This is a genomic window from Microbulbifer donghaiensis, assembly GCF_900129095.1.
GTDB classification, from domain to species: Bacteria; Pseudomonadota; Gammaproteobacteria; order Pseudomonadales; family Cellvibrionaceae; genus Microbulbifer; species Microbulbifer donghaiensis.
Map to the genome: position 1 here is coordinate 907,696 of NZ_FQVA01000001.1, position 23,160 is coordinate 930,855.

Annotated in this window: 19 protein-coding genes; 8 read left to right on the top strand and 11 right to left on the bottom strand. The window is 60.6% G+C overall.

What is annotated here, in order from left to right:
* Positions 1 to 57 precede the first annotated feature (57 nt).
* The 11 genes from lpxD to rpsB all read right to left on the bottom strand — a co-directional run bounded on the left by lpxD (position 58) and on the right by rpsB (position 12,007).
* Entirely contained in the window at positions 58 to 1,119 is a 1,062-nt protein-coding gene (lpxD, locus tag BUC36_RS03850; protein WP_073271667.1) for a UDP-3-O-(3-hydroxymyristoyl)glucosamine N-acyltransferase, read from the bottom strand.
* 20 nt (positions 1,120 to 1,139) lie between these two features.
* Entirely contained in the window at positions 1,140 to 1,676 is a 537-nt protein-coding gene (locus BUC36_RS03855) for an OmpH/Skp family outer membrane protein (protein WP_073271670.1), read from the bottom strand.
* A 51-nt stretch (positions 1,677 to 1,727) separates the two neighbouring features.
* On the bottom strand, positions 1,728 to 4,283 hold the full coding sequence (gene bamA, locus BUC36_RS03860) for an outer membrane protein assembly factor BamA (protein WP_073271672.1): 2,556 nt from the start codon (positions 4,281 to 4,283) through the stop codon (positions 1,728 to 1,730).
* Between the two features lie 127 nt (positions 4,284 to 4,410).
* On the bottom strand, positions 4,411 to 5,766 hold the full coding sequence (gene rseP, locus BUC36_RS03865) for an RIP metalloprotease RseP (RefSeq protein WP_073271675.1): 1,356 nt from the start codon (positions 5,764 to 5,766) through the stop codon (positions 4,411 to 4,413).
* A 58-nt stretch (positions 5,767 to 5,824) separates the two neighbouring features.
* Positions 5,825 to 7,012, bottom strand: a complete 1,188-nt coding sequence (gene ispC, locus BUC36_RS03870) for a 1-deoxy-D-xylulose-5-phosphate reductoisomerase (protein WP_073271678.1) — start codon at positions 7,010 to 7,012, stop codon at positions 5,825 to 5,827.
* 73 nt (positions 7,013 to 7,085) lie between these two features.
* The gene (locus BUC36_RS03875; RefSeq protein WP_073271682.1) at positions 7,086 to 7,931 is read right to left on the bottom strand and encodes a phosphatidate cytidylyltransferase; all 846 of its coding nucleotides are present in this window, start codon (positions 7,929 to 7,931) and stop codon (positions 7,086 to 7,088) included.
* 141 nt (positions 7,932 to 8,072) lie between these two features.
* Positions 8,073 to 8,825, bottom strand: a complete 753-nt coding sequence (uppS, locus tag BUC36_RS03880; RefSeq protein WP_073271685.1) for a polyprenyl diphosphate synthase — start codon at positions 8,823 to 8,825, stop codon at positions 8,073 to 8,075.
* Positions 8,825 to 9,382, bottom strand: coding sequence for a ribosome recycling factor (gene frr, locus BUC36_RS03885; RefSeq protein WP_073271688.1), 558 nt, complete (start codon positions 9,380 to 9,382; stop codon positions 8,825 to 8,827). Before frr ends, uppS begins: the two co-directional genes overlap by 1 nt.
* Positions 9,379 to 10,116: a UMP kinase gene (pyrH, locus tag BUC36_RS03890; RefSeq protein WP_073271693.1), complete on the bottom strand. Its 738-nt coding sequence runs from the start codon at positions 10,114 to 10,116 to the stop codon at positions 9,379 to 9,381. Before pyrH ends, frr begins: the two co-directional genes overlap by 4 nt.
* Positions 10,117 to 10,283: 167 nt before the next feature.
* A complete protein-coding gene (tsf, locus tag BUC36_RS03895; RefSeq protein WP_073271696.1) occupies positions 10,284 to 11,147 on the bottom strand; it encodes a translation elongation factor Ts in 864 nt (287 codons plus the stop codon).
* 113 nt (positions 11,148 to 11,260) lie between these two features.
* The gene (gene rpsB, locus BUC36_RS03900) at positions 11,261 to 12,007 is read right to left on the bottom strand and encodes a 30S ribosomal protein S2 (RefSeq protein WP_073271699.1); all 747 of its coding nucleotides are present in this window, start codon (positions 12,005 to 12,007) and stop codon (positions 11,261 to 11,263) included.
* A gap of 336 nt (positions 12,008 to 12,343) precedes the next feature.
* Between rpsB and map the strand changes: the two genes are divergently transcribed.
* The 8 genes from map (at position 12,344) to BUC36_RS03940 (ending at position 23,133) form a co-directional block, all read left to right on the top strand.
* Positions 12,344 to 13,114 (top strand): type I methionyl aminopeptidase, encoded by a 771-nt coding sequence (gene map / locus BUC36_RS03905; RefSeq protein ID WP_073271703.1) that lies wholly within the window; start codon positions 12,344 to 12,346, stop codon positions 13,112 to 13,114.
* Between the two features lie 300 nt (positions 13,115 to 13,414).
* Positions 13,415 to 16,135 carry a [protein-PII] uridylyltransferase gene (locus tag BUC36_RS03910; protein ID WP_073271706.1) on the top strand — a complete coding sequence of 907 codons (2,721 nt, stop codon included), beginning with the start codon at positions 13,415 to 13,417 and terminating at the stop codon, positions 16,133 to 16,135.
* Between the two features lie 31 nt (positions 16,136 to 16,166).
* Positions 16,167 to 17,345 carry a succinyldiaminopimelate transaminase gene (gene dapC, locus BUC36_RS03915; RefSeq protein ID WP_073271709.1) on the top strand — a complete coding sequence of 393 codons (1,179 nt, stop codon included), beginning with the start codon at positions 16,167 to 16,169 and terminating at the stop codon, positions 17,343 to 17,345.
* A gap of 75 nt (positions 17,346 to 17,420) precedes the next feature.
* Positions 17,421 to 18,089 carry an endonuclease III gene (gene nth / locus BUC36_RS03920; protein WP_073271712.1) on the top strand — a complete coding sequence of 223 codons (669 nt, stop codon included), beginning with the start codon at positions 17,421 to 17,423 and terminating at the stop codon, positions 18,087 to 18,089.
* A gap of 2 nt (positions 18,090 to 18,091) precedes the next feature.
* Positions 18,092 to 18,448 (top strand): ArsC family reductase, encoded by a 357-nt coding sequence (locus tag BUC36_RS03925; RefSeq protein ID WP_073271716.1) that lies wholly within the window; start codon positions 18,092 to 18,094, stop codon positions 18,446 to 18,448.
* Between the two features lie 75 nt (positions 18,449 to 18,523).
* Entirely contained in the window at positions 18,524 to 19,555 is a 1,032-nt protein-coding gene (gene dapD / locus BUC36_RS03930) for a 2,3,4,5-tetrahydropyridine-2,6-dicarboxylate N-succinyltransferase (protein ID WP_073271719.1), read from the top strand.
* Between the two features lie 412 nt (positions 19,556 to 19,967).
* Positions 19,968 to 21,098: a succinyl-diaminopimelate desuccinylase gene (gene dapE / locus BUC36_RS03935; protein ID WP_073271722.1), complete on the top strand. Its 1,131-nt coding sequence runs from the start codon at positions 19,968 to 19,970 to the stop codon at positions 21,096 to 21,098.
* A gap of 151 nt (positions 21,099 to 21,249) precedes the next feature.
* A complete protein-coding gene (locus BUC36_RS03940; RefSeq protein ID WP_073271725.1) occupies positions 21,250 to 23,133 on the top strand; it encodes an alpha/beta hydrolase family protein in 1,884 nt (627 codons plus the stop codon).
* Positions 23,134 to 23,160 lie beyond the last annotated feature (27 nt).

Sequence of the window (23,160 nt, forward strand, 5' to 3'; positions counted from 1 at the left end):
GGCGTGAAACGCCCCGAAATCAACAAACCCAATTTGATCGACTCAATGTCGGCTAACTTAATCTTCTGTACCGTCGCGGTGCGGCAGGTCTTCCAGCCGCCTCTCCAATTCCTTCAGGCGGCGCGCCATCTGGTCCAACTGTCCGTAACGCACCGCATTGCGACGCCAGCTGCGGCTTTCGGAGAAGGGCGTGCCACTGGAGTAGGACCCGGCGCTGTCGATGGATTTAGTCACCAGCGTTCGCGCGGTGATGTGCGTACCATCGGCCACGGTGACGTGCCCTACCACGCCGACACCACCGGCCAGCGTGCAGTGTTTACCGATAACGGCGCTGCCAGCTACAGCCGAACAGGCTGCCATGGCTGAGTAGTCACCAATTCGGACATTGTGCGCGATTTGCACCTGATTGTCGATCTTGACCCCGCGACCTATCACGGTATTGCCGAGCGCGCCCCGATCAATACAGGAACAGGCCCCGATTTCCACCTCATCACCAATCTCGACACCACCAAGCTGGTGGATCTTTACCCACTGCCGCTGATAGGGGGCAAACCCGAATCCGTCGGCACCGATCACCGCCTGGCTGTGAATGATGCAATCGCGCCCAACGGCACACCCGTGGTACACGATAGCACCGGGATACAAGCGTGTACCGGCACCAATCTCACTGCCCTCTCCCACCACGCAATTGGCGCCGACTTGGGCCCCGGCGCCGATGCGCGCAAAGGCCTCGATAACGGCGCCTGCAGCGATGCTCGCGGAAGGATCTACTTCGGCATCCGGATGCACCGTCGCGGCCGGATGAACTCCAGGAGCTGGGCGCGGAGCCGCATCAAATATTGCGGTGGCGCAGGCAAAGGCATGGTAGGGATTGGCAACCACCAGCGCTGACACCGGGCACTCATCGGCGAGATCCTCGCTGACGAGCACCCCACAGGCGCGGGTATCGGCCAGGAATCGGCGGTAGTTGGCACTGGCCAGGAATGACACCTGGCCGGAATCGGCACTTTCCAGCGTACTGAGCCCGGTGACCGGCTGTTCAGCATCGGCTCCGGGCGCCAGCCGAAGCTCTGCACCCAGCTGTTGGGCGAGTCGGGCGAGTGTCGGCTTGTCTGTCATTGGGAAAAGCTGTGTGCGATTTATTTGGCAGCGTTCATACGCTTGATCAGCGCAGCAGTCAGATCAGCGTTAGGGCTGACATAGTAGGCAGCGGTTGAATCCAGTACCAGATCCAACTTCTGCTCTTCGATCATTGCCTCCAGTGCGGCCTTGGCCTTGGGCGCCATGGTCTTCTGGATTTCCTGACCCACCTGCGCCTCCATGGAACGCAGTTTCTTCACCGCAGTTTCAAAGTCAGAGCGCTTGAAGTTCATTTTGCGCTGATGCTCGGCCTTCTGCTCATCGGACCAGGTAACACCATTTTTCTGCGCGTCTTCGGCCATTTTCTGCACTTCGGCGCGAATGGACTCGGCACTGCTTTGCAGCTTGGAGTACTCGGAGCTGGTTTTCAGCGCATTGACTTTGGACTTGGCGGCCTCTGTGCTCATGATGGCAGCCTGCAGGTTCAGCACCGCAACCTTGGTCTGCGCCACAGCGGCGCCCGACAACATAATTCCAGCGAGCAGAACTGCGATGATTTTTACATTTTTAAGCACGTCGGATTCTCCATTTTGCATTATTTTTACTTCACGGCCTTCACACTACCCTCAGTGTTTTCCGGGCCGGTCTTAGAAGCTGTTACCCAGTGAGAACTGGAACACTTCCACTTCATCGTCATCATTTTTCTCCAGTGCCTTGGCCAGGCTGAAGGTCAGCGGGCCGAAGCCGGTGATCCAGGTAAGGCCGACACCAGCAGAAACGTTGATGTGCTTCAGGTCGACATCGTAGCAGTTGATCTGCGAAATGCCACAACTGGTGTCAAACACGTTACCCGCATCGATAAAGAAGGCAGACTGCATAGAGCGCTGATCTTTCACGAAGGGAATCGGGAAAATAATTTCCGCACTGCCCTCCACCAGGATATTACCGCCGAACGGATCCGGGTCATTGTCGAAGGTATTGGTGGCCAGCTGCCCGGTCGCCGAATTGAAGTTATAGCAATTTTCGGTAATAGACTCGCCATTAGTGGCGCAGCCCAGGGTTTGGTAAAACTCCGCCGGCGTCGAGCGGGGGCCCAGGGTGTTGCGTTCGAAGCCGCGCACCGAGCCGAAACCACCAGCGTAGAAATTCTCGAAGAACGGCAGAACACTGGTATCGCCGTAACTGTCACCATAACCGAGTCGGGTGCGCAGGCGCAGTGTGAGGTCCCTGGTCAGCGGACGGAAGTACTGCCCGGTATAGATGAGCTTGTAGTACTCGAGGTCGCCGCCGGGCAGCGCGAATTCCAGTGACAGCCGCTGGGAAGTACCGCGAGTGGCGAGAATACCGCGGTTCAGCGTCGAGCGCGCGTAGGAGCCCGTCACACTGAAAATATTAAAGTTATCGCCATTCTGATCGATAAAGCCGTCGAAATTGGTGTTGAGCAAAGCGGGATCCAGCGGCATGCTCAGGTCCAGCGCCTCGCCCGCCTCAAGCGCTTCGGCCACCAGCTCCGAGTCCGCCGGGGTGATCACTGCATCAAGCCCCTCAATCGGCACCGGGCTGGCCTTGATTTCCTGCACCGCGAAATCGCCGGTTTCAATGGAAAGATTGCTGTAACCGATATTCACGCCCACGCGCGAAATTTCAGAAATCGGATAGCCAAAGCTCAGGCTCGCGCCGTAGGTGTCGGTGGTGTAGCTGGCGACGTTAATCTCGGAGTAGTCGCGGGCCTGGTAAAAAATACTGAAACCGCGGCTGACACCGTCCGGCGTGAAATAGGGATCGGTGTAAGAGAAATTGGCCACCGTCTGGTACTTGGAGGTATTTACCGCGAAACCGACGGACTTGCCGGTGCCCAGCCAGTTGTTCTCCTGCACATTCGCGCCGAGCACCAGGCCGCTGCCCTGGGCGTAACCGACGGTACCGCCGATGGTCCCGGAGGGCTGTTCCTCGACGGTGTACTCGACGTCGATCTGGTCAGAGGTACCCGGCACTTCGGTGGTTTCTACCTCAACCCCTTTAAAGTAGCCGAGGCGCTCCAGGCGTACCTTGGACTGTTCGATGCGCGCGGAGGACGCAGAAGCCGCCTCCATCTGGCGCATCTCGCGGCGCAGCACTTCGTCAGAGGTACGGGTATTGCCGCGGAAATTGATACGGCGCACATAGGCGCGCTTGCCCGGATCGATAAAGAAAGTGACCTTTACCGTCTTATCTTCCTCGTTCGGTTCCGGCATGCCGTTGACTTCGGCAAAGGTATAGCCCTCGTTGCCGAGGCGCTTGGTAATGTAATCCGAGGTGGTGGTCATCAGCACCTGGGAGAAAGTCTGGCCTTCCCGCACCAGCAGCAGGCGTCTGATTTCCTCCTCCGACACCACCGGGTCACCCGCCAGATCCACTTCGCTCACCGTGTAGACGTCACCTTCGGTCACGTTCACGGTGATGAACACACTCTGCTTGTCCGGGCTCAGTGACACCTGAGTGGAGTCAATCTTGAACTCCAGGTAGCCGCGGTCGAGGTAATAGGACTCGAGACGCTCCAGGTCGCCGGTCAGTTTCTCGCGGGAGTATTTGTCGTCGCTGCGAAGCCAGGACAACCAGCCGGTCGTCTGCAGTTCGAAGATGTCGGCCAGTTCCTCATCGGAGAAAGCCTTGTTGCCGACGATATTGATATGTTTGATCGCCGCGACAGAACCCTCATCAACCACCACCTTCAGCTCTACCTGGTTGCGCGGCAGTTCCTTGACTTCGGTCTTGACGCTGGCGCCATAGCGGCCCTGCGCCACATACTGACGCTGCAGTTCCTGGGCCAGCCCTTCGAGAGTTGCGCGCTTGAAGATCTGACCCTCGGCGAGGCCGTTCTCCTCCATCCCTTTCAGCAGGTCTTCGGTCTTGATGGCCTTGTTACCGGTGATTTCAATTTTGGAAATCGCCGGGCGCTCACGTACGGTAATTACCAGAACGCCGTTCTCGCGGCCAATCTGAATATCCTGAAAATAGCCGGTGCGGAACAGGGCCCGGGTCGCACCCTGGATCTCAAGACTCTCGATCTGGTCACCCACGCGCACAGGCAGTGCCGCGAACACGGTGCCAGCGGAAACCCGCTGTAGCCCTTCCACGCGGATATCGTTGACCACAAACGACTGCGCCACGGCACTAATCGGCAGAGCCAGGCCGAGGGAGGCCGCTTTCAGGAAATCTTTCATCTACTAATTCCGAGTTTTTATTCGCAATTCCAATGGTGGAGAGACAGTGCAATCAGCTCTCTCTCCCGGCCCCAAGGGCCACTCCCTGCCGGAAGCGACAGAGAAGCATTAAATACCGGGGGCGCACCTACAACCGCAAGATGTCGTTGTACAGCGCCAGCCCCATAATACCCAGCACCAGGGCCATGCCGACCTGCAGGCCGATCATCTGCACCCTCTCCGAAACGGGCGAACCTTTGACCGCCTCAATACCGTAGTAGAGGAGATGACCTCCATCGAGCACCGGAATCGGCAGCAGATTGAGCACGCCGAGACTGATGCTGAGCAGCGCCAGCAGCGACAGGAACGACTGCCAGCCGGCCTCTGCCGAAGTGCCGGCCACTTTAGCAATGGTGATTGGGCCGCTCAAGTTCTTGGTAGAGAGCTGGCCGAACACCAGTTTCTTCAGGCTGTTGAGGGTAAATACGGTCTTGTCCCAGGTCTCCTGCAGCCCTTTGGACAGGGCCCCGACCACGCCGTAATGGTAAGTACGCACTCGCTCTTCCGGCCAGGTCTCGACCACCGGCAAGACACCGATCCGACCTATACGCTCGCCACTATCGAGAGCGACCTCCTCCGGCGTCACCGGCAGCAGCAATCGCTCACCGTCGCGCTCGACTTCCACCCGCAGCTCCTCGCCGGCGCGGGCGCGCACATACTCAGTCCAGCTGTCCCAGCCGTCGAATTCGCGGCCATCGGTGGCGATGATTTCGTCCCCTGCTCGCAGGCCAGCCCGGTCCGCCGCGCTGTCCGGAGTCACCTGGGACAGCGTCATGGTAATGGAGGGCGTCCACAGCTCGAGTCCCACTTCCGTGAGGGGGTCTGGCACTTCCTGCCCCGCGAGCCAGCGATCGATATCCGCCACCATGTGGTATTCGAGATCCGAATCCGGGTAGCGCACGGAAAACTCCATCGCCCCGGTGTCGCCGAGTCGATTGGCCAGACGCCAGTTGAGGGCCTGCCAGGTCGGTGTCTCCTCACCGTCGATGGCGATAATTTCCTGCCCCGGTTCCAGACCGGCGCGGGCGGCGATACTGCCCGGCTCCACTGACTGTACGATCGGTACCGGTCCCGCGGTGCCGCCCATAAACACGCCCCAGAAGAGCACTATCGCCAGCAGAAAGTTGGCTATCGGCCCCGCTGCGGCGATGGCGATGCGCGCCCAGACGCTCTTGCGATTGAAGGCCTGGTCCAGCTGATCCTGTGGTACCGAGCCCTCGCGCTCATCCAGCATCTTCACGTAGCCGCCGAGAGGGATCGCGGAGATGGTGAACTCGGTACCGTGGCGATCGTAGCGGGACAGCAGGCGGCGGCCGAACCCCACCGAGAAGCGCAGCACCTTGACCCCGCACAGGCGTGCGACCAGGAAGTGGCCGAACTCATGGAAGGACACCAGGATACCGAGAGCGACCAGAGCCCAGATTACTGTTTGTACAAAATCCATACTCGCCTACAAATTCTTGCCGTTGCGCGATAGCCAGCCATTGTACGACGCTGTGGCGCTAAAGTGCGCCCAGCACCCGCTGTGCCAGCTGTCGCGCATCGCGATCCGCAGTTTCGACTGCATCCAGTCCGGTCAGTTCAATCGCTTGCGCGCTATTCATGACCCGTTCGATGACTGCCGCAATACTAGTAAACGCCAGCCGCCCCTGTAAGAAGGCCTCCACCGCCACTTCGTTGGCGGCATTCAACACTGTCGGCGCACTGCCGCCGGCATCCATCGCCTCCCGGGCCAGGCGCAGACAGGGAAAGCGCTGCATATCCGGCGCCTCGAAGTCCAACCGCCCCTGGGCGATCAGGTCCAGCGCCGCCACACCGCTGTCGATACGCTCCGGGAAGGCCAGCGCGTGTGCGATCGGCGTGCGCATGTCCGGATTGCCCATCTGCGCCAGCAGCGAGCCGTCCTGGTACTGCACCATTGAGTGCACAATGCTCTGCGGATGCACCACCACGTCAATCTGCTCCGGCCGAGCATTGAACAGCAGGCAGGCCTCTATAAATTCCAGCCCCTTGTTCATCATGGTGGCGGAATCCACCGAAATCTTGCGCCCCATCGACCAGTTTGGGTGGGCGCAGGCCTCATCGGGAGTGACCCGGTGCAATTCACCAACCACACGAGTGCGGAAAGGACCGCCGGATCCGGTCAGCAGGATTTTCTCCACCCCGGCACTCTCGAGATCCTTAAAGGGCTGCGGCAGGCACTGGAAAATCGCGTTGTGCTCGCTGTCGATGGGCAACAATTGCGCACCACTACCTGCCAGAGCGCGCAGGAAAACCGGGCCAGCCATCACCAGCGCTTCCTTGTTGGCGAGCAATACCTTTTTGCCCGCCTCCACGGCAGCCAGCGTCGGGCGCAACCCAGCAGCGCCGACGATTGCGGCCATCACCGTATCCACCTGTGCGTCAGATGCCACCCGGCAGAGCCCGTCGACGCCCCAGAGAACCTCAGTGGGTAAATCTTCGCCGGCGAGCAGTTCCTGCAACTCTGCAGCCCCCTGCTCGCTCGCCACCACGGCATAGCGCGGCGCGAAGCGGCGGCACTGCTGGGCCAGCTCGGCGATGCGCTCGCGCGCGGTCAGAGCAAAAATGGAATAGCGCTGCGGATGTCGCGCCAGCACATCCAGGGTGCTGACGCCAATGGATCCGGTAGAACCGAGAACGGTGACGGATTGCTGTTGCGTGGATTGCATAGGCTCGTGTTACACCTTTCGGGCCTTTGTCTCGGTCGACCCTCTGTTACGGGTATTGCTCGATAGTCGATTCTTACAGGTACTTCGGCAGCTCGCTCGCTAGCGCGGCCATGGTAAATACCGGCAGCGCCGCGGAAAGGCTGTCCAGGCGATCCAGGATGCCGCCGTGCCCCGGCAGAATCTGGCTGCTGTCCTTGATGCCGCGGTGGCGCTTGAACATGCTCTCCACCAGATCGCCGATAACCGATGCCAGTGCGGTGACCAGGATACCGAAGGAGAACAGCAGGGTGTTCTTGAGCGGCAAGCCGAGCAGCATGGATACGCCCAGTGCCAGAATCAGGCAGGCCACGAGCCCGCCGAAGAAGCCCTCCCAGGACTTGCCCGGACTCACTTCACGCGCCAGCTTGTGCTTGCCGAACCTGCGACCGACGAAATAAGCACCGACATCGGCCGCCACCACTACGGCGACCACGAACAATACCAGCCAGGCACCGTGCTCCTGGCCGCGCAGTATCACCATCGACAGCCAGGCCGGGACCAGCACCACCAGGCCGATCAACCCCCGCGCCCAGCGGTTGCCCCACAGCATGGCGCTGGCCGGATAGCTCTGCACCCACAGGAATGCCAGCGCCCACCAGCCACAGGCCACCGCCAGAATCTGGCGCGCGCGGTCGGTATCCGGAGCGGCGAAATCCATTGCGAAGACGTATTGCGCAGTGCCTATCAGCGCTGCGCCGAGAGCAGCCAGAAATACGAAGCGCAGGGCGCGGTTGAGATTGGACAGATTCGCCCACTCCCAGCCGCCGAGCAGAATGACCGCTACGGTGACCAGGGAGAACCATTGGATCGGAAGCAGAAATAGAGCCCCGAGAAACAGAGCCACCAATACCAGCGCAGTAATTATTCTTTGTTTTAGCACCGTAAAACCCTTTTTATCTGACTCTTGCGCCCCGTCCGGCCTCTTTGGGGGCGGATCTAGGGTACAAGATATTGTTGTCCCCGAAAATTTTTCCGTTGCCGCACGCCGATGACTGGCTGCGCGACCGGTAGTGCACAGGCGTCAGGCCTGCGCCGCGATTCCGTCGCCACTGCGGCCGCCGAAACGGCGATCCCTGTCGCGATAGGCCGCTATCGCTGCGTCGAGCGCAGCCTCGTCAAAATCGGGCCAGAGCGTATCCGTAAAATAGAACTCGCTGTAGGCCGCCTGCCACAGGATAAAGTTGCTGATGCGCTGCTCTCCGCTGGAGCGAATCAGCAGGTCAACCGGCGGCAGATCCGCCAGCTGAACGTATTCACCGAGCGCCTGCTCGTCGATGGACTCCGGCGAGCGCTTGCCGGCGGCAACCTCTTCGGCCAGCAGCCGCGCCGCCTGAGCGATATCCCACTGGCCGCCGTAATCGGCCGCGATGACCAGATCGCCGTGCTCGCCACCCCGGGTTATGTCTTCCGCCTCGGCAATTGCCCGCTGCAGGCGCGGAGAAAAGCGATCGCGCCTCCCGACAACCCGCAGGCGCACGCCCTCTTCCCGCATACGCCGGGCCTCTTTGCGCAGATAGGAGTGGAACAGGCTCATCAACAGCTCCACCTCCTTGGGCGGACGCTGCCAGTTTTCACTGGAAAAGGCGAACAGAGTGAGCGCCTCGACACCGCGGTCCCTGCAAGCTGAAAGCAGGTCGCGAATGCGCTCGACGCCGGCCTTGTGGCCGGCGGAGGGGGGCAAGCCGCGGCGGGCTGCCCAGCGCCCATTGCCATCCATAATGATGGCAATATGGCGCGGACCGGAAGCGCTCAATTGGGTACCACCGGCACTCATTAGATTTCCATCAGATCTTTTTCTTTGGCCGCCAGCGCCTTGTCGACTTCGCCAACAAACTGGTCGGTGATCTTCTGGACTTCGTCACCCGCGCGGCGATCGTCGTCTTCGGAAATTTCCTTATCCTTTAACAACGCCTTCACTTCTGCCAGCGCATCGCGACGGATATTGCGGATGGATACGCGCGCGGTTTCCGCCTCGCTCTTGGCCTGACGGATAAAGTTCTTGCGGGTTTCCTCCGTCAGCATTGGCATCGGGATGCGGATTACCGACCCGGCGGTACTCGGGTTCAGGCCCAGATCGGACTTCATGATGGCTTTTTCAATGTCCGGCACCAGGTTCTTTTCCCACGGTGTCACGGACAGGGTTCGCGCATCCTCTACCGTGATGTTTGCCACCTGCGACAGCGGTGTGTCGGAACCGTAGTAGGACACGTAGACACCATCGAGAATGCTCGGGTGGGCGCGGCCGGTACGGATCTTATTGAAGTTACTTGCCAGCGCATCGAGGGCCTTGCCCATGCGTGTTTTAGCGTCTTTCTTGATATCTTCGATCACTGCTTCACTTCCTCTTCAATTAGCGTGCCCTCTTCGCCACCCACAACGATATTGAGCAGCGCGCCGGCCTTATCCATGCGGAATACCCGCACGGGCATATTGTGTTCGCGGCACAGGCAGATTGCGGTTAGATCCATTACCCCGAGTTTCTTGTCCAGGACTTCGTCGTAGGTCAGCTGGTCGTAGCGGGTCGCCGTCGGGTCCAGCACCGGATCCGCGGAGTAGACACCATCCACCTTGGTGGCCTTCAGCACCAGCTCTGCGTCAATCTCGATCCCGCGCAGACAGGCGGCGGAATCGGTGGTAAAGAAGGGGTTGCCGGTGCCCGCAGCAAAAATCAGCACCTCACCCCGCTCCAGGTGGCGAATGGCAGCGCGGCGGTCGTAGTGGTCGACGATACCGCTCATCTGGATCGAGGACATAACCCGGGAGGAGATATTCGATCGCTCCAACGCATCGCGCAGGGCCAGGGCGTTCATTACCGTGGCGAGCATGCCCATATGGTCACCAGTGACGCGGTCCAGGCCCGCGGCATTCAGCGCAGCGCCACGAAAGAGGTTGCCGCCGCCAACGACCAGGCCGACCTGCACACCGATGCCCACCAACTGACCTATCTCCAGCGCCATTTTATCCAGCACTTTGGGGCTGATTCCAAAGCCCTGGTCGCCCATCAGCTCCTCGCCGCTGAGCTTTAACAGGATTCGCTTGTACTTACGGTCTTTGACACCGGGCATCTATGGGTCCTCTCAGGTGTGCGCCTCTGGGGCAAGCAGATGTTGCCGCCGAACATTACAACAATTTCGGTCATTTACACAGAGGGGTGCCCCAGTGCAGCCCTTGCAGAGCCCACCGGAAGCACCCCACTGCGAACGGGCGCCCGAAGACACCCATTTATAGGCGATTAAGAAGAGGACTTAACCTGTGCGGCCACTTCCGCAGCGAAATCCACCTCTTCTTTCTCGATACCTTCGCCCACTTCAAAGCGAACAAAGGAAACCACGTCGGCACCACCGTCCTTGACCAGCTTGCCAATAGTCACATCCGGGTTCTTGACGAACGGCTGCTCAACCAGGCTGTTTTCCTTCAGGAACTTATTGATACGGCCGCCCATCATCTTCTCAACGATCTCGGCAGGCTTGCCTTCCATATCCGGCTGCGCCTTGATGATCTCCTTCTCCTTCTCCAGCACGTCTGCCGGCATATCTTCCGGCTTGTTCACCTGCGGGTTAACCGCGGTAACGTGCATGGCCACGTCTTTGGCCATTTCCACTTCGCCAGCGCTCAGGGCAACCAGCGCAGCGATGCGGTTGTTGGAGTGTACGTAGGCACCAACTACCGGCGCCTCCACCAGCTGTACGCGACGCACGCCGATGTTCTCGCCGATTTTCTGTACCAGCGCCTCGCGAGCGGACTCAAGCTCACCTTCCATCAGGGCGGCAACGTCCTGCTGGCGATCGGCGAAAGCCTTGTCCACCACTTTGGCGACAAAAGCCTGGAAGTTGTCGTCGCGCGCTACGAAGTCGGTCTCGGAGTTGACTTCAACCAGCACACCGTAGCTACCGTCTTCGGCAACTTTGGCGGCCACAACGCCGTCGGCGGCAGTGCGGCCGGCTTTCTTGGCCGCTTTCAGGCCAGAGGCTTTGCGCAGGTCTTCGATCGCTTTTTCGATATCGCCGTCCGCCTCGGTCAGTGCCTTTTTGCACTCCATCATCGGCAGGCCGGTACGCTCGCGCAGTTCTTTTACCATAGACGCGGTAATCGCCATGATTCAATCCTCGGATTCTGTCACTTAAAAATTAGAAAAAAGGGGCCGATTGTGGGGCCCCTTTTCGAGTTCGCAGTGTAACGACTCTGTGTTACACCACTGCGCCCTGCAACTTACTCTGCAGCGGCTTCGTCGTCGCTCGCTTCGACGTACTCGTTCTTGGCCGCACTACCGCCAGCCTCAGCGGCACCGGCAACTACGGCATCCGCTACAGCGGTGGTGTACAGCTTGATCGCACGGATTGCGTCGTCGTTACCGGGAATCACGTAGTCAACGCCAACGGGATCGCTGTTGGTATCAACCACACCGATTACCGGAATACCCAGCTTGTTGGCTTCCTGGATCGCAATGCGCTCGTGCTCTACGTCGATCACGAACAGTGCGTCGGGCAGACCGCCCATATCCTTGATACCACCGATAGAGCGCTCCAGCTTCTCCATAGTACGAGTGCGCATCAGCGCCTCTTTCTTGGTCAGCTTTTCAAAGGTACCGTCCTGAGACTGAGTCTCCAGGTCACGGAAGCGCTTGATGGACGCGCGGATGGTCTTGTAGTTGGTGAGCATACCGCCCAGCCAGCGGTTGCTGACGTAAGGCTGGCCACAGCGCTCGGCCTGCTCCTGGATGGATTTCTGTGCGGCGCGCTTGGTGCCAACAAACAGAATCTTCTTCTTCTGAGCGGCCATCCCCTTGATCACCTGCAGGGCTTCGTTGAAAGCCGGTACAGTGTGCTCCAGGTTGATGATGTGAATCTTGTTGCGGGCGCCAAAGATGAATTGACCCATCTTCGGGTTCCAGTAGCGGGTCTGGTGACCAAAGTGGACACCAGCCTGCAGCATATCGCGCATGCTGACTTGCGGCATAAGTAAAACCTCAATTTTACGGGTTAGTCCTCCACACATCCCATGTATCAACCCCCTGGGGGGCACCCAGACACATGTGCCGATGCGTGTGCGGCATTAGTTACACTCCGGGAGTAGCCCGAAGCGGCGCGCTTTATACCATAATCAGCCCCGCGCTGGAAGAGTACATCCCACGTGCTCGGGGAGATTGTGACGCCCCTGTTGCGTCGCCATGAATTCCCGCAACAACGACACTCCCGGCCCGGCGCCGCGAATTATGCTCCCGGACAAGCAATCCGCTACAATAGCGCGCCTTCGCGGGGCCGCCCGCCTCCAAGCAACAAACTAGGGACACGCATGACCTCAGCCATAAAGACACCGGAACAGATCGCCAAGATGCGCATCGCAGGCCGCCTGGCCGCGGAAGTACTGGAAATGATAGGCGAATATGTGGTTCCCGGCGTCAGCACCGAGGAGCTGGACCGGCGCTGCCACGACCACATAGTCAATGTGCAGAAAGCCATTCCCGCCTGTCTCGGCTACCGCGGCTTCCCCAAATCCATCTGCACGTCGGTCAACGAGGTGGTGTGCCACGGCATCCCGTCCGAGAGCAAGGTGCTGAAGAAAGGCGACATCATCAATATCGACGTCACCGTGATCAAGGACGGCTGGTTCGGCGACACCAGCAAGATGTACTTCGTCGGCGAGTCGACACCCCACGCCGAGCGCCTGGTGCGGGTGACCCAGGAGTGCCTGTACAAGGCCATCGAGATTGTGCGCCCCGGCACCACCCTCGGCGATATCGGCCACGTGATCCAGCAGCACGCAGAGAAGAACTACTACACGGTGGTCCGCGACTTCTGCGGCCACGGCATCGGCGACGTCTTCCACGAGGATCCGCAGGTGCTGCACTACGGCAAGCCCGGCACCGGCGAAGTGCTCAAGGAGGGCATGACCTTTACCATCGAGCCGATGATCAACGCCGGCAAGGCCGCCACCCGCGTGCTCGGCGACGGCTGGACCGCGATCACCAAGGACCGCCGCCTGTCCGCGCAGTGGGAGCACACCATGGCTGTGACCAGCAATGGCGTGGAAGTGCTGACGGCGCGTGCTGAAGAGAATTTTTGAGATTGGCCCCGGGACTCTAACAGAATATCGACGTCTGATGCGAAGGTCCTGATTCCGGGGGCTGTTCGCCAGACCGCTGACTCGGGCCATCCTTGGCCCTCGCCCTTCGGGCGCCTGCGGCGTCCAAAACGGCACTCCTGCCGTTTTGTCACGGCCATGGATGGCCGTGGAGAGCGTACAGGGAAGTATTCACAGCGTGTCTGGCGAACAGCCACCGGAAGCGGGGCCGCCACGGCTTGGCTTACAGGCACCCTCACCTCGGGCTAACTTACAGGCACCACTACTCCTAACGGATACAAAATGCAGCCGGCCAATATCCCCTATTTCCAACGCCCCCTGTTCTTCTTCGACCAGGCCCGCTTCCGCAAAGCGCTGGCGGAGGGCGCCAAGCCGGCACTGGAGATTTTCAAGGACGCCGCTGGTGGCGCCGAGCAGAAGATGACCGAGCGCTTCCGCGAGGGCGAGGATGTCCGCACCCTGGTGCACGAGCGCGCCCTGTTCGTCGACTGCCTGTTGCACTACGCGTGGCACCAGTATGACTGGCCCGAGGGTATCAGCCTGCTGGCCGTGGGCGGCTATGGCCGCGGCGAACTGCACCCCCACTCGGATATCGACCTGCTGATCCTCACCGACGGCACTTCGGCCCCGGACACCGTCGACAACATCGAGCGCCTGGTAGCCTTTCTCTGGGACCTGGGCCTGGATATCGGCCATTCGGTGCGCTCCACCGAACTCTGCCTGGAGCTGGCGGCCGAGGACATTACCGTTGCCACCAACCTGATGGAGTCCCGCACCGTCGTCGGGGACGACGAACTGCGCGAGCGCCTTGCGGAGCGGATGACGCCGGACAAGCTGTGGCCGGCGGAGGAGTTTTTCACCGCCAAATACGCCGAGCAGCGCGAGCGCCACAACAAGCAGCAAGCCGCCGAGTACATCCTCGAACCGAACATTAAAAACGCGCCCGGCGGACTGCGCGATATCCAGACCATCGGCTGGGTGGCCAAGCGTTACTTTCAGGTACGCACACTCAAGCAGTTGCAGGGCAAGGGCTTCTTTACCGAAGAGGAGTTTGCCATCCTGCAGTCCGGCGAGGATTTTCTCTGGCGTGTGCGCTACGGCCTGCACCTGCTGGCGGGTCGCGCCGAAGAGCGGCTGTTGTTCGACTACCAGCGCGAACTGGCGAAACAGTTCGGCTATGTAGACAGCGGCACACAGCTCGCCGTCGAACAGTTCATGCACAACTACTACCGCATCGTCATGGCTCTGCGCGAGCTGAACGACGTGCTGCTGCAGTTCCTCGACGAGGCCATCCTGCAGCGCGGCACCAGCCAGACGGTGACGCCGATCAACGAGCGCTTCCAGTTGCGCGACAACACCATCGAAGTCACCCAGACCCGCGTCTTCACCGAACGGCCGTCAGCGCTGCTGGAGATCTTCGTGCTGATGGCGGAAAACCCGGAGATCGAGGGGGGCCGCGCCTCCACCATCCGCCTGATCCGCGAACACCGCCACCTGATCGACGACCGCTTCCGCGCAGACCCGATCAACGCGGAGCTGTTTATGCAGCTGCTGCGCTCGCGCCGCGGCCTCTCCACCCAGCTGTCGCGCATGACCCGCTACGGCATTCTGGGACGCTACCTGCCGGAGTTCGGCCGCGTCACCGGACAGATGCAGCACGACCTGTTCCACATCTACACCGTCGACGCGCACACCCTGCAGGTAGTGCGCAATATGCGCAGCTTCCGCGGCCCCGAGGCCTGGCAGAAATTTCCGATCGCCGCGGAGATACTCTCCCGCATGCGCAAGCCGGAACTGCTGTATATCGCCGGCCTCTACCACGATATCGCCAAAGGCCGTGGCGGCGACCACTCCAAGCTCGGCGTTGTCGACGCCGACGCTTTCTGCCGCCGCCACCACCTGTCCGGGCGCGACCGGCGCCTGGTGTGCTGGCTGGTGGAAAAGCACCTGCTGATGAGCCAGGTATCGCAGAAACAGGACATTACCGATCCCGAGGTGGTCCACGACTTCGCCCGCGAAGTGGGCGATCGCGAACACCTCGATTACCTCTACGCCCTCACGGTGGCCGACATCAACGCCACCAACCCCGAGCTGTGGAACAGCTGGCGCGCCAGCCTGATGCGCCAGCTCTACCAGTCCACTCAGCGGGCCCTGCGCCGCGGACTGGAAAATCCCATCGACCGCGAAGAGATTATCGAGGAAACCCGCAGCCAGGCGCGCAATATGCTGCGCGCCATGGGGCTGCCCATGTCTTCGGTGGAAAATATCTGGGCGCAGATGGGCGAGGACTACTTCGTGCGCGAGAGCGCCGACAATATCACCTGGCACACCGCCGCGATTCACCAGCTGCACTGCGCCAGCGACAAGGGCGAGCAGAACGACACCCTGGTGTTGACGCGCAACTCCGGGCCCGGAGAGCACGACGGCGCCACCGAGGTGTTCGTCTACACACCGGACCGCGCCAACGTCTTTGCCGCGGTGGTCACCGGCCTGGACATGCTCAACCTGAACATCCACGACGCGCGCCTGTACAGCTCCGCCTCCGGTTACACGCTGGATACCTTTTACGTACTGGACGAGTCGGGCCAGCCGCTGCTGGACGAACCGCACCGGCTGGAACAGATTCGCAACACACTGCAGCGGGAACTGGCGCTGGTCGAGGACTACTCGAAGATCATCCAGCGGCGCACGCCGCGGCGCCTAAAAATGTTCGAATTGGAGACCCGCGCTCACCTGGCCACCGAGCCCGGCGATCAATACAGCACGCTGGAGATCACCAGCGCGGACAGGCCCGGCCTGCTGGCGCGCATCGCGCGCATCTTTATCGCCCACGACCTGCGCCTGTACAACGCCAAGATCTCCACCCTCGGCGAACGGGTCGAGGATATCTTCCACATCACCGATGCCGCCGGGCGACCGCTACTCGATGAGGCCGCCAATCGCGAACTGGAAGAAGCCATCTGTCGCGAGCTCGACGCCCACCAGGTAAAACAGCAGCGATAGCCAGTCGCACAGCCAACTAGAAAAAAAGCCTATGAACCCATATCTGGATCAGCTGCAGCCCTACCCTTTCACCAAGCTGGCGGCATTAAAGAAAGACCTGATTCCGGCAGACAAACCCCATATCGCCCTGTCCATCGGCGAGCCCAAGCACACGCCGCCGACATTCGTGCGCGACGAGCTGATCGAAAACCTGGATAAGCTCGCCGCCTACCCGGCCACCAAGGGCATAGATCCCCTGCGCGAAGCCGTTGCCGCCTGGCTGCGCCAGCGCTTTCAACTCGCAAGCGTCTGCGCGGACACACAGGTACTGCCGGTCAACGGCACCCGCGAGGCGCTGTTCGCTTTCGCGCAGGCGGTAGTTTCGCCGGGCGCCAAGGTACTGATGCCGAATCCCTTCTACCAGATTTACGAGGGCGCCGCGCTGCTCGCCGGCGGCAGCCCGCACTTTATCAACTGCAGCGCCGCGACCGGTTTCAAGCCGGATTTCGCCTCGGTGCCGGAACAGGCCTGGCGCGACTGCGAGCTGCTCTATATCTGCACCCCCGGCAACCCTACCGGAGCCCTGCTCGATGCTGCGGACCTGCAAGAGCTGCTCGAGCTGGCCGACCGCTACGATTTCACCATCGCTTCCGACGAGTGCTATTCGGAGCTCTACTTCGACGAGGACCAGCCACCCATCGGCTTGCTGCAGGTGTGCGAGCAGCTGGGTCGCACAGACTACCGCCGCTGCGTGGTCTTCCACAGTCTGTCCAAGCGCTCCAACCTGCCCGGGCTGCGCTCCGGCTTTGTCGCCGGCGACGCGCAGATACTGGAAAAATTCCTGCTGTATCGCACCTATCACGGCTGCGCCATGCCGCTGCCGACCCAGTATGCGTCCATCGCCGCCTGGCAGGACGAGCAGCACGTGCGGCATAATCGCGCGCTTTACCGCGAAAAATTTGCCGCGGTGCTGGAAATTCTCGACGGCTGCCTGGACGTGGAACAACCGCAGGCGAGCTTTTATCTGTGGCCGCGTGTCGGAGATGGCGAGCAGTTTGCACGCGAACTGTACCGGCAGCAGAACATCACCGTACTGCCGGGCGCATTCCTCGCCCGCGAGGCCGATGGCATCAACCCGGGGCGCGAATACGTGCGCATGGCGCTGGTGGCGACACTGGAAGAGTGTATCGAAGCCGCCGCGCGCATCAGGGAGTTTTGTCGGCAACCATAGTTTTCTGGCAGTGGTGTCTTCAGGATCGCGGACAGTAATTTTCAACGCAGGCGCCGGCAGACCGGCAAAGCGCACATGGCAGTAAAAAACCTACTTAAACAAGAACGAGTCGAATTCATCCTGCGACGCCTGGAGGAACTCTACCCGGAGACGCCGGTACCCCTGGATCACAAAGATCCCTACACGCTGCTGGTCGCGGTACTGCTGTCCGCCCAGTGCACCGATGAGCGAGTCAACCAGGTGACTCCGGCACTGTGGCAACTGGCGGACAATCCGCGGGACATGGCCAGGGTGCCAGTGGAAAAAATCAAGGAAGTGATCCGCCCCTGCGGGCTGTCGCCACAAAAATCCAAAGCCGTCAGCAAGCTGTCGCAGATACTGGTGAATGAATACCACGGCAAGGTGCCGGAAAACATGGCCGCCCTGGAAACACTGCCCGGTGTCGGCCACAAGACTGCCAGCGTGGTCATGGCGCAGGCTTTCGGCCACCCGGCCTTTCCCGTCGACACCCACATTCACCGGCTGGCGCAGCGCTGGGGGCTCACCAGTGGCAAGAACGTGGCGCAGACGGAGAAAGACCTCAAGCGGCTCTTTCCGCGCGACAAATGGAACAAGCTGCACCTGCAGATTATTTTCTACGGCCGCGAGTACTGCAGTGCGCGCGGCTGCGACGGCACCGTGTGCGAGATCTGTACCACCTGCTACCCGAACCGCAAGAACCCGAAAAAAACCAAGAAGGCCTGACTGTGACCAATCCCTCAATCGTCCTCTACGGCATCAAGAACTGCGACACCGTCAAGAAAGCCCGCAAGTGGCTGGAAAAAAACGGGGTCGATTACCGCTTCCACGACTTTCGCGAGGACGGCATGGGAGCCGTGCCGCTCGAGGAGTGGATCAACAGCTTCGGCTGGCAGGAAGTACTGAACCGCCGCTCCACCAGCTGGCGCGCGCTCGCGGACGAGCAGAAAAACACGATGGACGACAAGACCGCACTGGCTACCGCCAGTGACACGCCCACGCTAATCAAGCGACCGGTGACGATTGCCGGCGGCGAGACCCGCTTCGGATTCAAGGAAGCCGAGTTCGCAGAACTTGTGAAGTAACGGTGCAGACCCCGAACGCCTCAAAACAGCCCTGAGCAGTTACGAAAAGCCAGAATTGGCTAGGAGAAAAACCAAATGAGCGAAATTTACAGTATTGGATTCGGTGTCGGCACCTGCAACAGCAAGGGCGAGTGGCTGGAAGTCTATTACCCGCAACCGCTGCTGAAACCGAGCGCGGACATTGCCGCGGCTGTTATCGAGACCCTGAAAATCGACGGCGGCAACCACAGCATCGCACTGAATCCGGTACAACTGCAGCCGCTGGCGGACAAACTTGCCGGCGCCGGTGCGCACGAACAGGCGAAAATCCTGCGGCAGTTCGCCACCAGCCAGCGCCCCCTGGTGGCCGTGGTGCTGGGCAGCGACGACGCGCCGCAGTCGGTACCGGAGGCCTACCTGAAGCTGCACCTGCTGTCCCATCGCCTGGTGAAACCGCACCAGACCAATCTCGACGGCATTTTCGGCAAGCTGGCCAACGTCGCCTGGACCAACCAGGGCGCCATCGACCTGGAGGAACTGCCGCAGCGCCAGCTGGAGGCGCGCCTGAAGGGCGAACAACTGGAAGTGGCCTGCGTGGACAAGTTCCCGAAAATGACCAATTACGTCGTGCCCACCGGCGTGCGCATCGCCCACACCGCGCGGGTGCGCCTGGGCGCCTATCTGGGCGAGGGCACCACCATCATGCACGAGGGCTTCGTCAACTTTAACGCCGGCACCGAGGGGCCCGGCATGATCGAGGGCCGCATCTCCGCCGGCGTCATTGTCGGTGCCGGCTCGGATCTGGGCGGCGGCTGCTCCACCATGGGCACCCTGTCTGGCGGTGGCAACATCGTCATCTCCGTCGGCGACAACTGCCTGCTTGGCGCCAATGCCGGCATCGGCATCCCGCTGGGCGACCGCTGCACCGTAGAGGCCGGCCTGTACATCACTTCCGGCACCAAGGTCGCACTGCTGGACGACGGCGGCAAGCTGGTAGAGCACGTCAAGGCGCGAGACCTGGCCGGCAAGCCGGACCTACTGTTCCGCCGCAATTCCACCAATGGTGCGGTGGAGTGTTTGACCAACAAGAGCGCCATCGAGCTGAACGAGGCGCTGCACAGCAACTGACACTTGCCCGCTCCCGGGCTTTCCTGCAGGGCTTCGTTGCAAGCTCCGTGGCGGCCCTGCTGCCGATGGCTTCTTACGGGACACGCCGTGAATCCATCCCTGGAGGCTTGTCTGCGAGGTCCTTCTCGCAGACAGTCCCGCAAGAAGCCATCGGCAGCAGCCCCTTCGCATCGGACTCTCCAGTATTACCAACCTAATTGAGATGAGGCCGGAAGGAACTGAAGTTAGATGCGAAGGAGCTGATAGCGGTATTCGTTTGCGGGACCGTCGGCGGCCATGGATGGCCGCCGCCGAGCGTACAGGGATGTATTTACAGCGTGTCCCGCAAACGGATACCGGTAGCAGCGCCGCCCCGCAACCAGTTGCAGAGTTCCGATCACAAAGCCCGCTGTGGGCACAAAGGAATACCCCAATGACCCCAACACAACAACTCGCCTGCGACCTGATCCGCCTCAGATCCGTCACTCCGGAAGACGCCGGCTGTATGCCGCTGATGATCGAGCGCCTGGAAAAAATCGGCTTCGAAACTACTATGTTGCGCCGCGGCGACACCGACAACTTCTGGGCCGTGCGCAACGGCAAAAACGAGGGTCCGCTGTTCGCCTTCGCCGGCCACACCGATGTGGTACCCACCGGCCCCGAGGAAAACTGGCAGCACCCGCCCTTCGAGCCGGTTATCGAGGACGGTTACCTGTACGGCCGCGGCGCTGCGGATATGAAAGGCTCCCTGGCCGCCATGGTAGTGGCTTGCGAGGAGTTTGTTGCCGCGCACCCGGAGCACTCGGGGCGTATCGCCTTCCTGATCACCAGCGACGAGGAGGGCCCGGCCCACAACGGCACCGTCAAGGTGGTCGAATGGCTCGAGGAACAGGGTGAGAAGATCGACTGCTGCCTGGTGGGCGAGCCGTCGAGCACCGAGCGCGTCGGCGATGTCATCAAGAACGGCCGCCGCGGCTCTCTCGGCCTCGAGCTGACCGTGTTCGGCGTGCAGGGCCATGTGGCCTACCCGCACCTGGCGGAGAACCCGATCCACACGCTGGCCCCGGCGCTGGCCGAACTGGCCGCTGAGGAGTGGGACAAGGGCAATGATTTTTTCCCGGCCACCAGCTTCCAGGTCTCCAACATCAATGGCGGCACCGGTGCCACCAACGTGATTCCCGGCGACGTCAAGGTAGTCTGCAACTGGCGTTTCTCCACCGAGACGACCGCCGCACAGCTGGAGCAGCGCGCGCGCAAGATTCTCGACAAACACGGCCTCAAATACGAAGCCGACTTCAAACTGTCCGGCCAACCGTTCCTGACCGCCGCGGGCCCACTGGTGGAAGCCGCGCAGGCAGCTATCGAATCCGTTACGGGATTAGCCACCGAACTCTCCACCGCCGGCGGCACCTCGGATGGCCGCTTTATCGCACCCACCGGCGCCCAGGTAGTCGAGCTCGGCCCCGTGAATGCGACCATCCACAAGGTGGACGAATGCGTGAAGGCCGCAGACCTAGACAGCCTGAAGGATATGTACCGGGAGATTCTCAAACGGTTGCTGTAATCCGCTGTAATTGTGCGCTCCTGGCCCGGGGCGCGCTCTTTCGACATAATGAAAAAAATCAAAAAAAACGGGCGTTTCAATGCTTCGGATCTTAGCGACAAGCCTCCTACTCCTTTACTCTTCTACTGTTTTCAGCGCCACTCGCATTCCATTGCAGGATCTGGTTAAACACGAAGATATTCAACAGGTCAAAATCTCGCCCAAAGGAACCCACCTGGCGATACGCAAGCTCTACGAAGGCGAGCGCATTCTGGTCTTTATGTCGCTGAAGCCGCTGGAAATCACCGGCCTGCTGCGTTTTCGCGGCAAGGAAGAAGTGGGAAATTTCTACTGGGCCAATGACGAGCGCGTGGTCGCCGAAGTCATTTCCCGCAAAGCCGCCCTGGAAGCCCCGGTCAACTATGGCTCCCTGTACGCGATCAATTACGATGGCACCATGGGCAAAAATATTTTTGGCTGGGCTGCCGGCGAAAAGCAGACGGGTTCGCGCATCAAGAAAGCGGAGAGCACCTACGCCCACGCCACCATCATCGACGTTCTGCGCGACAAGGATAATGAAATTCTCGTTTCCACCTACCCCTGGGCCAAGGACTGGGAGACCCATGGTGAAGTCCTTCGGATCGATATCTATTCCGGCGTCAGGAGCAAAGTAACCGCCCTGCCCCAGGTAGGCGGGCGTGCCTTTACCGACGGCCGCGGCAATCTGCTGTTCGCCAACGGCACAGACCGCAATGACAATGTCGAACTCTACCGGAAGGCGAAGGTGGGCTGGACCAGGGTTGATAACCCACTTCTGGATCGCGCCACTCCTGTTGGATTCGACGCGGACAGCGGTGAGGCCTACCTTGTGCTGGACCGCAAAGGACAGACGGAACAGCTGATCAAGCTTGACGCCACCGGCAAGTATTCGCCGGTATTCCAGCACGACATATCCGATATAAGCGGCATCATCCACCACCCGCTAACCGACAAGCCGCTGGGCACCTACCTGCACCCCGACTATCCGGAAGAACATTTCTTCGACGAGGGCAACGGTTTTGCGGCCTTTTTCCGCGGCCTGAAAAAGGCTTTTCAGGGCTACCGAATTTCGTTTACCAGCTTCACGGATGACGGCAACAAAGGCGTCCTGAGAGTCCACGGGGACCGATTGCCGGGCGATTATTTCCTGGTGAATTTGCAGTCGAAGAAAGTCGACTTCCTGCTGTCTTCCGCCGAGTGGCTAGACCCGAACCGCCTCAACCCGATGCGCGCCGATTCATTAACGACCGAAGACGGCCTTCGCATCGGTACCTACCTAACATTTCCCAGCGAGCAGACCGCAAAACTGCCGATGGTAGTCCTGCCCCATGGCGGCCCCCATGCACGGGACTACTGGGGCTACGATCGCCAGGCACAGATACTGTCCCAGAATGGCTACCTGGTGTTGCAGGTCAATTTCCGCGGGTCCACCGGCTATGGCGATCACTTCTATTCCGCCGGTCGGCGCCAGTGGGGCGGAAATATTCAGCGGGATATTGCCGATGCGGTCAACTGGGCCGTGGAAAAGGGTTACGCGGACCGCGGCCGCATCTGTATTTTCGGCGGCAGCTTTGGCGGCTACTCTGCGCTGATGAACCCGATCCGCTATCCCGATCTCTACCAATGCGCCATTGGCTATGTCGGTGTCTACGATCTGGAAATGATGTACGAAAAAGGAGATATCCAGCGCCGCGATCGCGGCATCGCCTACCTGAAGCGGGAGTTGAGTGAGAACGAAGACTTCCTGCGCGCGAATTCACCGCTGTACAACACCGACAAGCTCGATCTGCCGCTTTTTGTCATCCACGGTGAACAGGACGAGCGGGTGCCAGTAGAGCATGCGGAGGCACTGCTGGAACAGCTTGAGGAGGACGGCAAGCCGGTTAAAACCCTGATGGTGCCCAACGAGGGGCACGGCTTCTTCAGCGAGGAAAATAACCGGCGTCTTTACACCGAGTTGCTCGGTTTCCTCGACCAGCATATCGGTATTGGCGCCGCAGAAAAGCGCGAAAGATAATGGCAGGCGTTGCGGCCCTAAACGGGC

Bases quoted from the DNA above. Each gene is read 5' to 3' on its own strand.
- ispC (WP_073271678.1), bottom strand. From the start codon at position 7,012: ATGCAATCCACGCAACAGCAATCCGTCACCGTTCTCGGTTCTACCGGA.
- rseP (WP_073271675.1), bottom strand. From the start codon at position 5,766: ATGGATTTTGTACAAACAGTAATCTGGGCTCTGGTCGCTCTCGGTATC.
- tsf (WP_073271696.1), bottom strand. From the start codon at position 11,147: ATGGCGATTACCGCGTCTATGGTAAAAGAACTGCGCGAGCGTACCGGC.
- bamA (WP_073271672.1), bottom strand. From the start codon at position 4,283: ATGAAAGATTTCCTGAAAGCGGCCTCCCTCGGCCTGGCTCTGCCGATT.
- pyrH (WP_073271693.1), bottom strand. From the start codon at position 10,116: ATGCCCGGTGTCAAAGACCGTAAGTACAAGCGAATCCTGTTAAAGCTC.
- lpxD (WP_073271667.1), bottom strand. From the start codon at position 1,119: ATGACAGACAAGCCGACACTCGCCCGACTCGCCCAACAGCTGGGTGCA.
- BUC36_RS03855 (WP_073271670.1), bottom strand. From the start codon at position 1,676: ATGCAAAATGGAGAATCCGACGTGCTTAAAAATGTAAAAATCATCGCA.
- rpsB (WP_073271699.1), bottom strand. From the start codon at position 12,007: ATGCCGCAAGTCAGCATGCGCGATATGCTGCAGGCTGGTGTCCACTTT.
- dapD (WP_073271719.1), top strand. From the start codon at position 18,524: ATGAGCGAAATTTACAGTATTGGATTCGGTGTCGGCACCTGCAACAGC.
- uppS (WP_073271685.1), bottom strand. From the start codon at position 8,825: ATGAGTGCCGGTGGTACCCAATTGAGCGCTTCCGGTCCGCGCCATATT.
- dapC (WP_073271709.1), top strand. From the start codon at position 16,167: ATGAACCCATATCTGGATCAGCTGCAGCCCTACCCTTTCACCAAGCTG.
- BUC36_RS03910 (WP_073271706.1), top strand. From the start codon at position 13,415: ATGCAGCCGGCCAATATCCCCTATTTCCAACGCCCCCTGTTCTTCTTC.
- dapE (WP_073271722.1), top strand. From the start codon at position 19,968: ATGACCCCAACACAACAACTCGCCTGCGACCTGATCCGCCTCAGATCC.
- nth (WP_073271712.1), top strand. From the start codon at position 17,421: ATGGCAGTAAAAAACCTACTTAAACAAGAACGAGTCGAATTCATCCTG.
- map (WP_073271703.1), top strand. From the start codon at position 12,344: ATGACCTCAGCCATAAAGACACCGGAACAGATCGCCAAGATGCGCATC.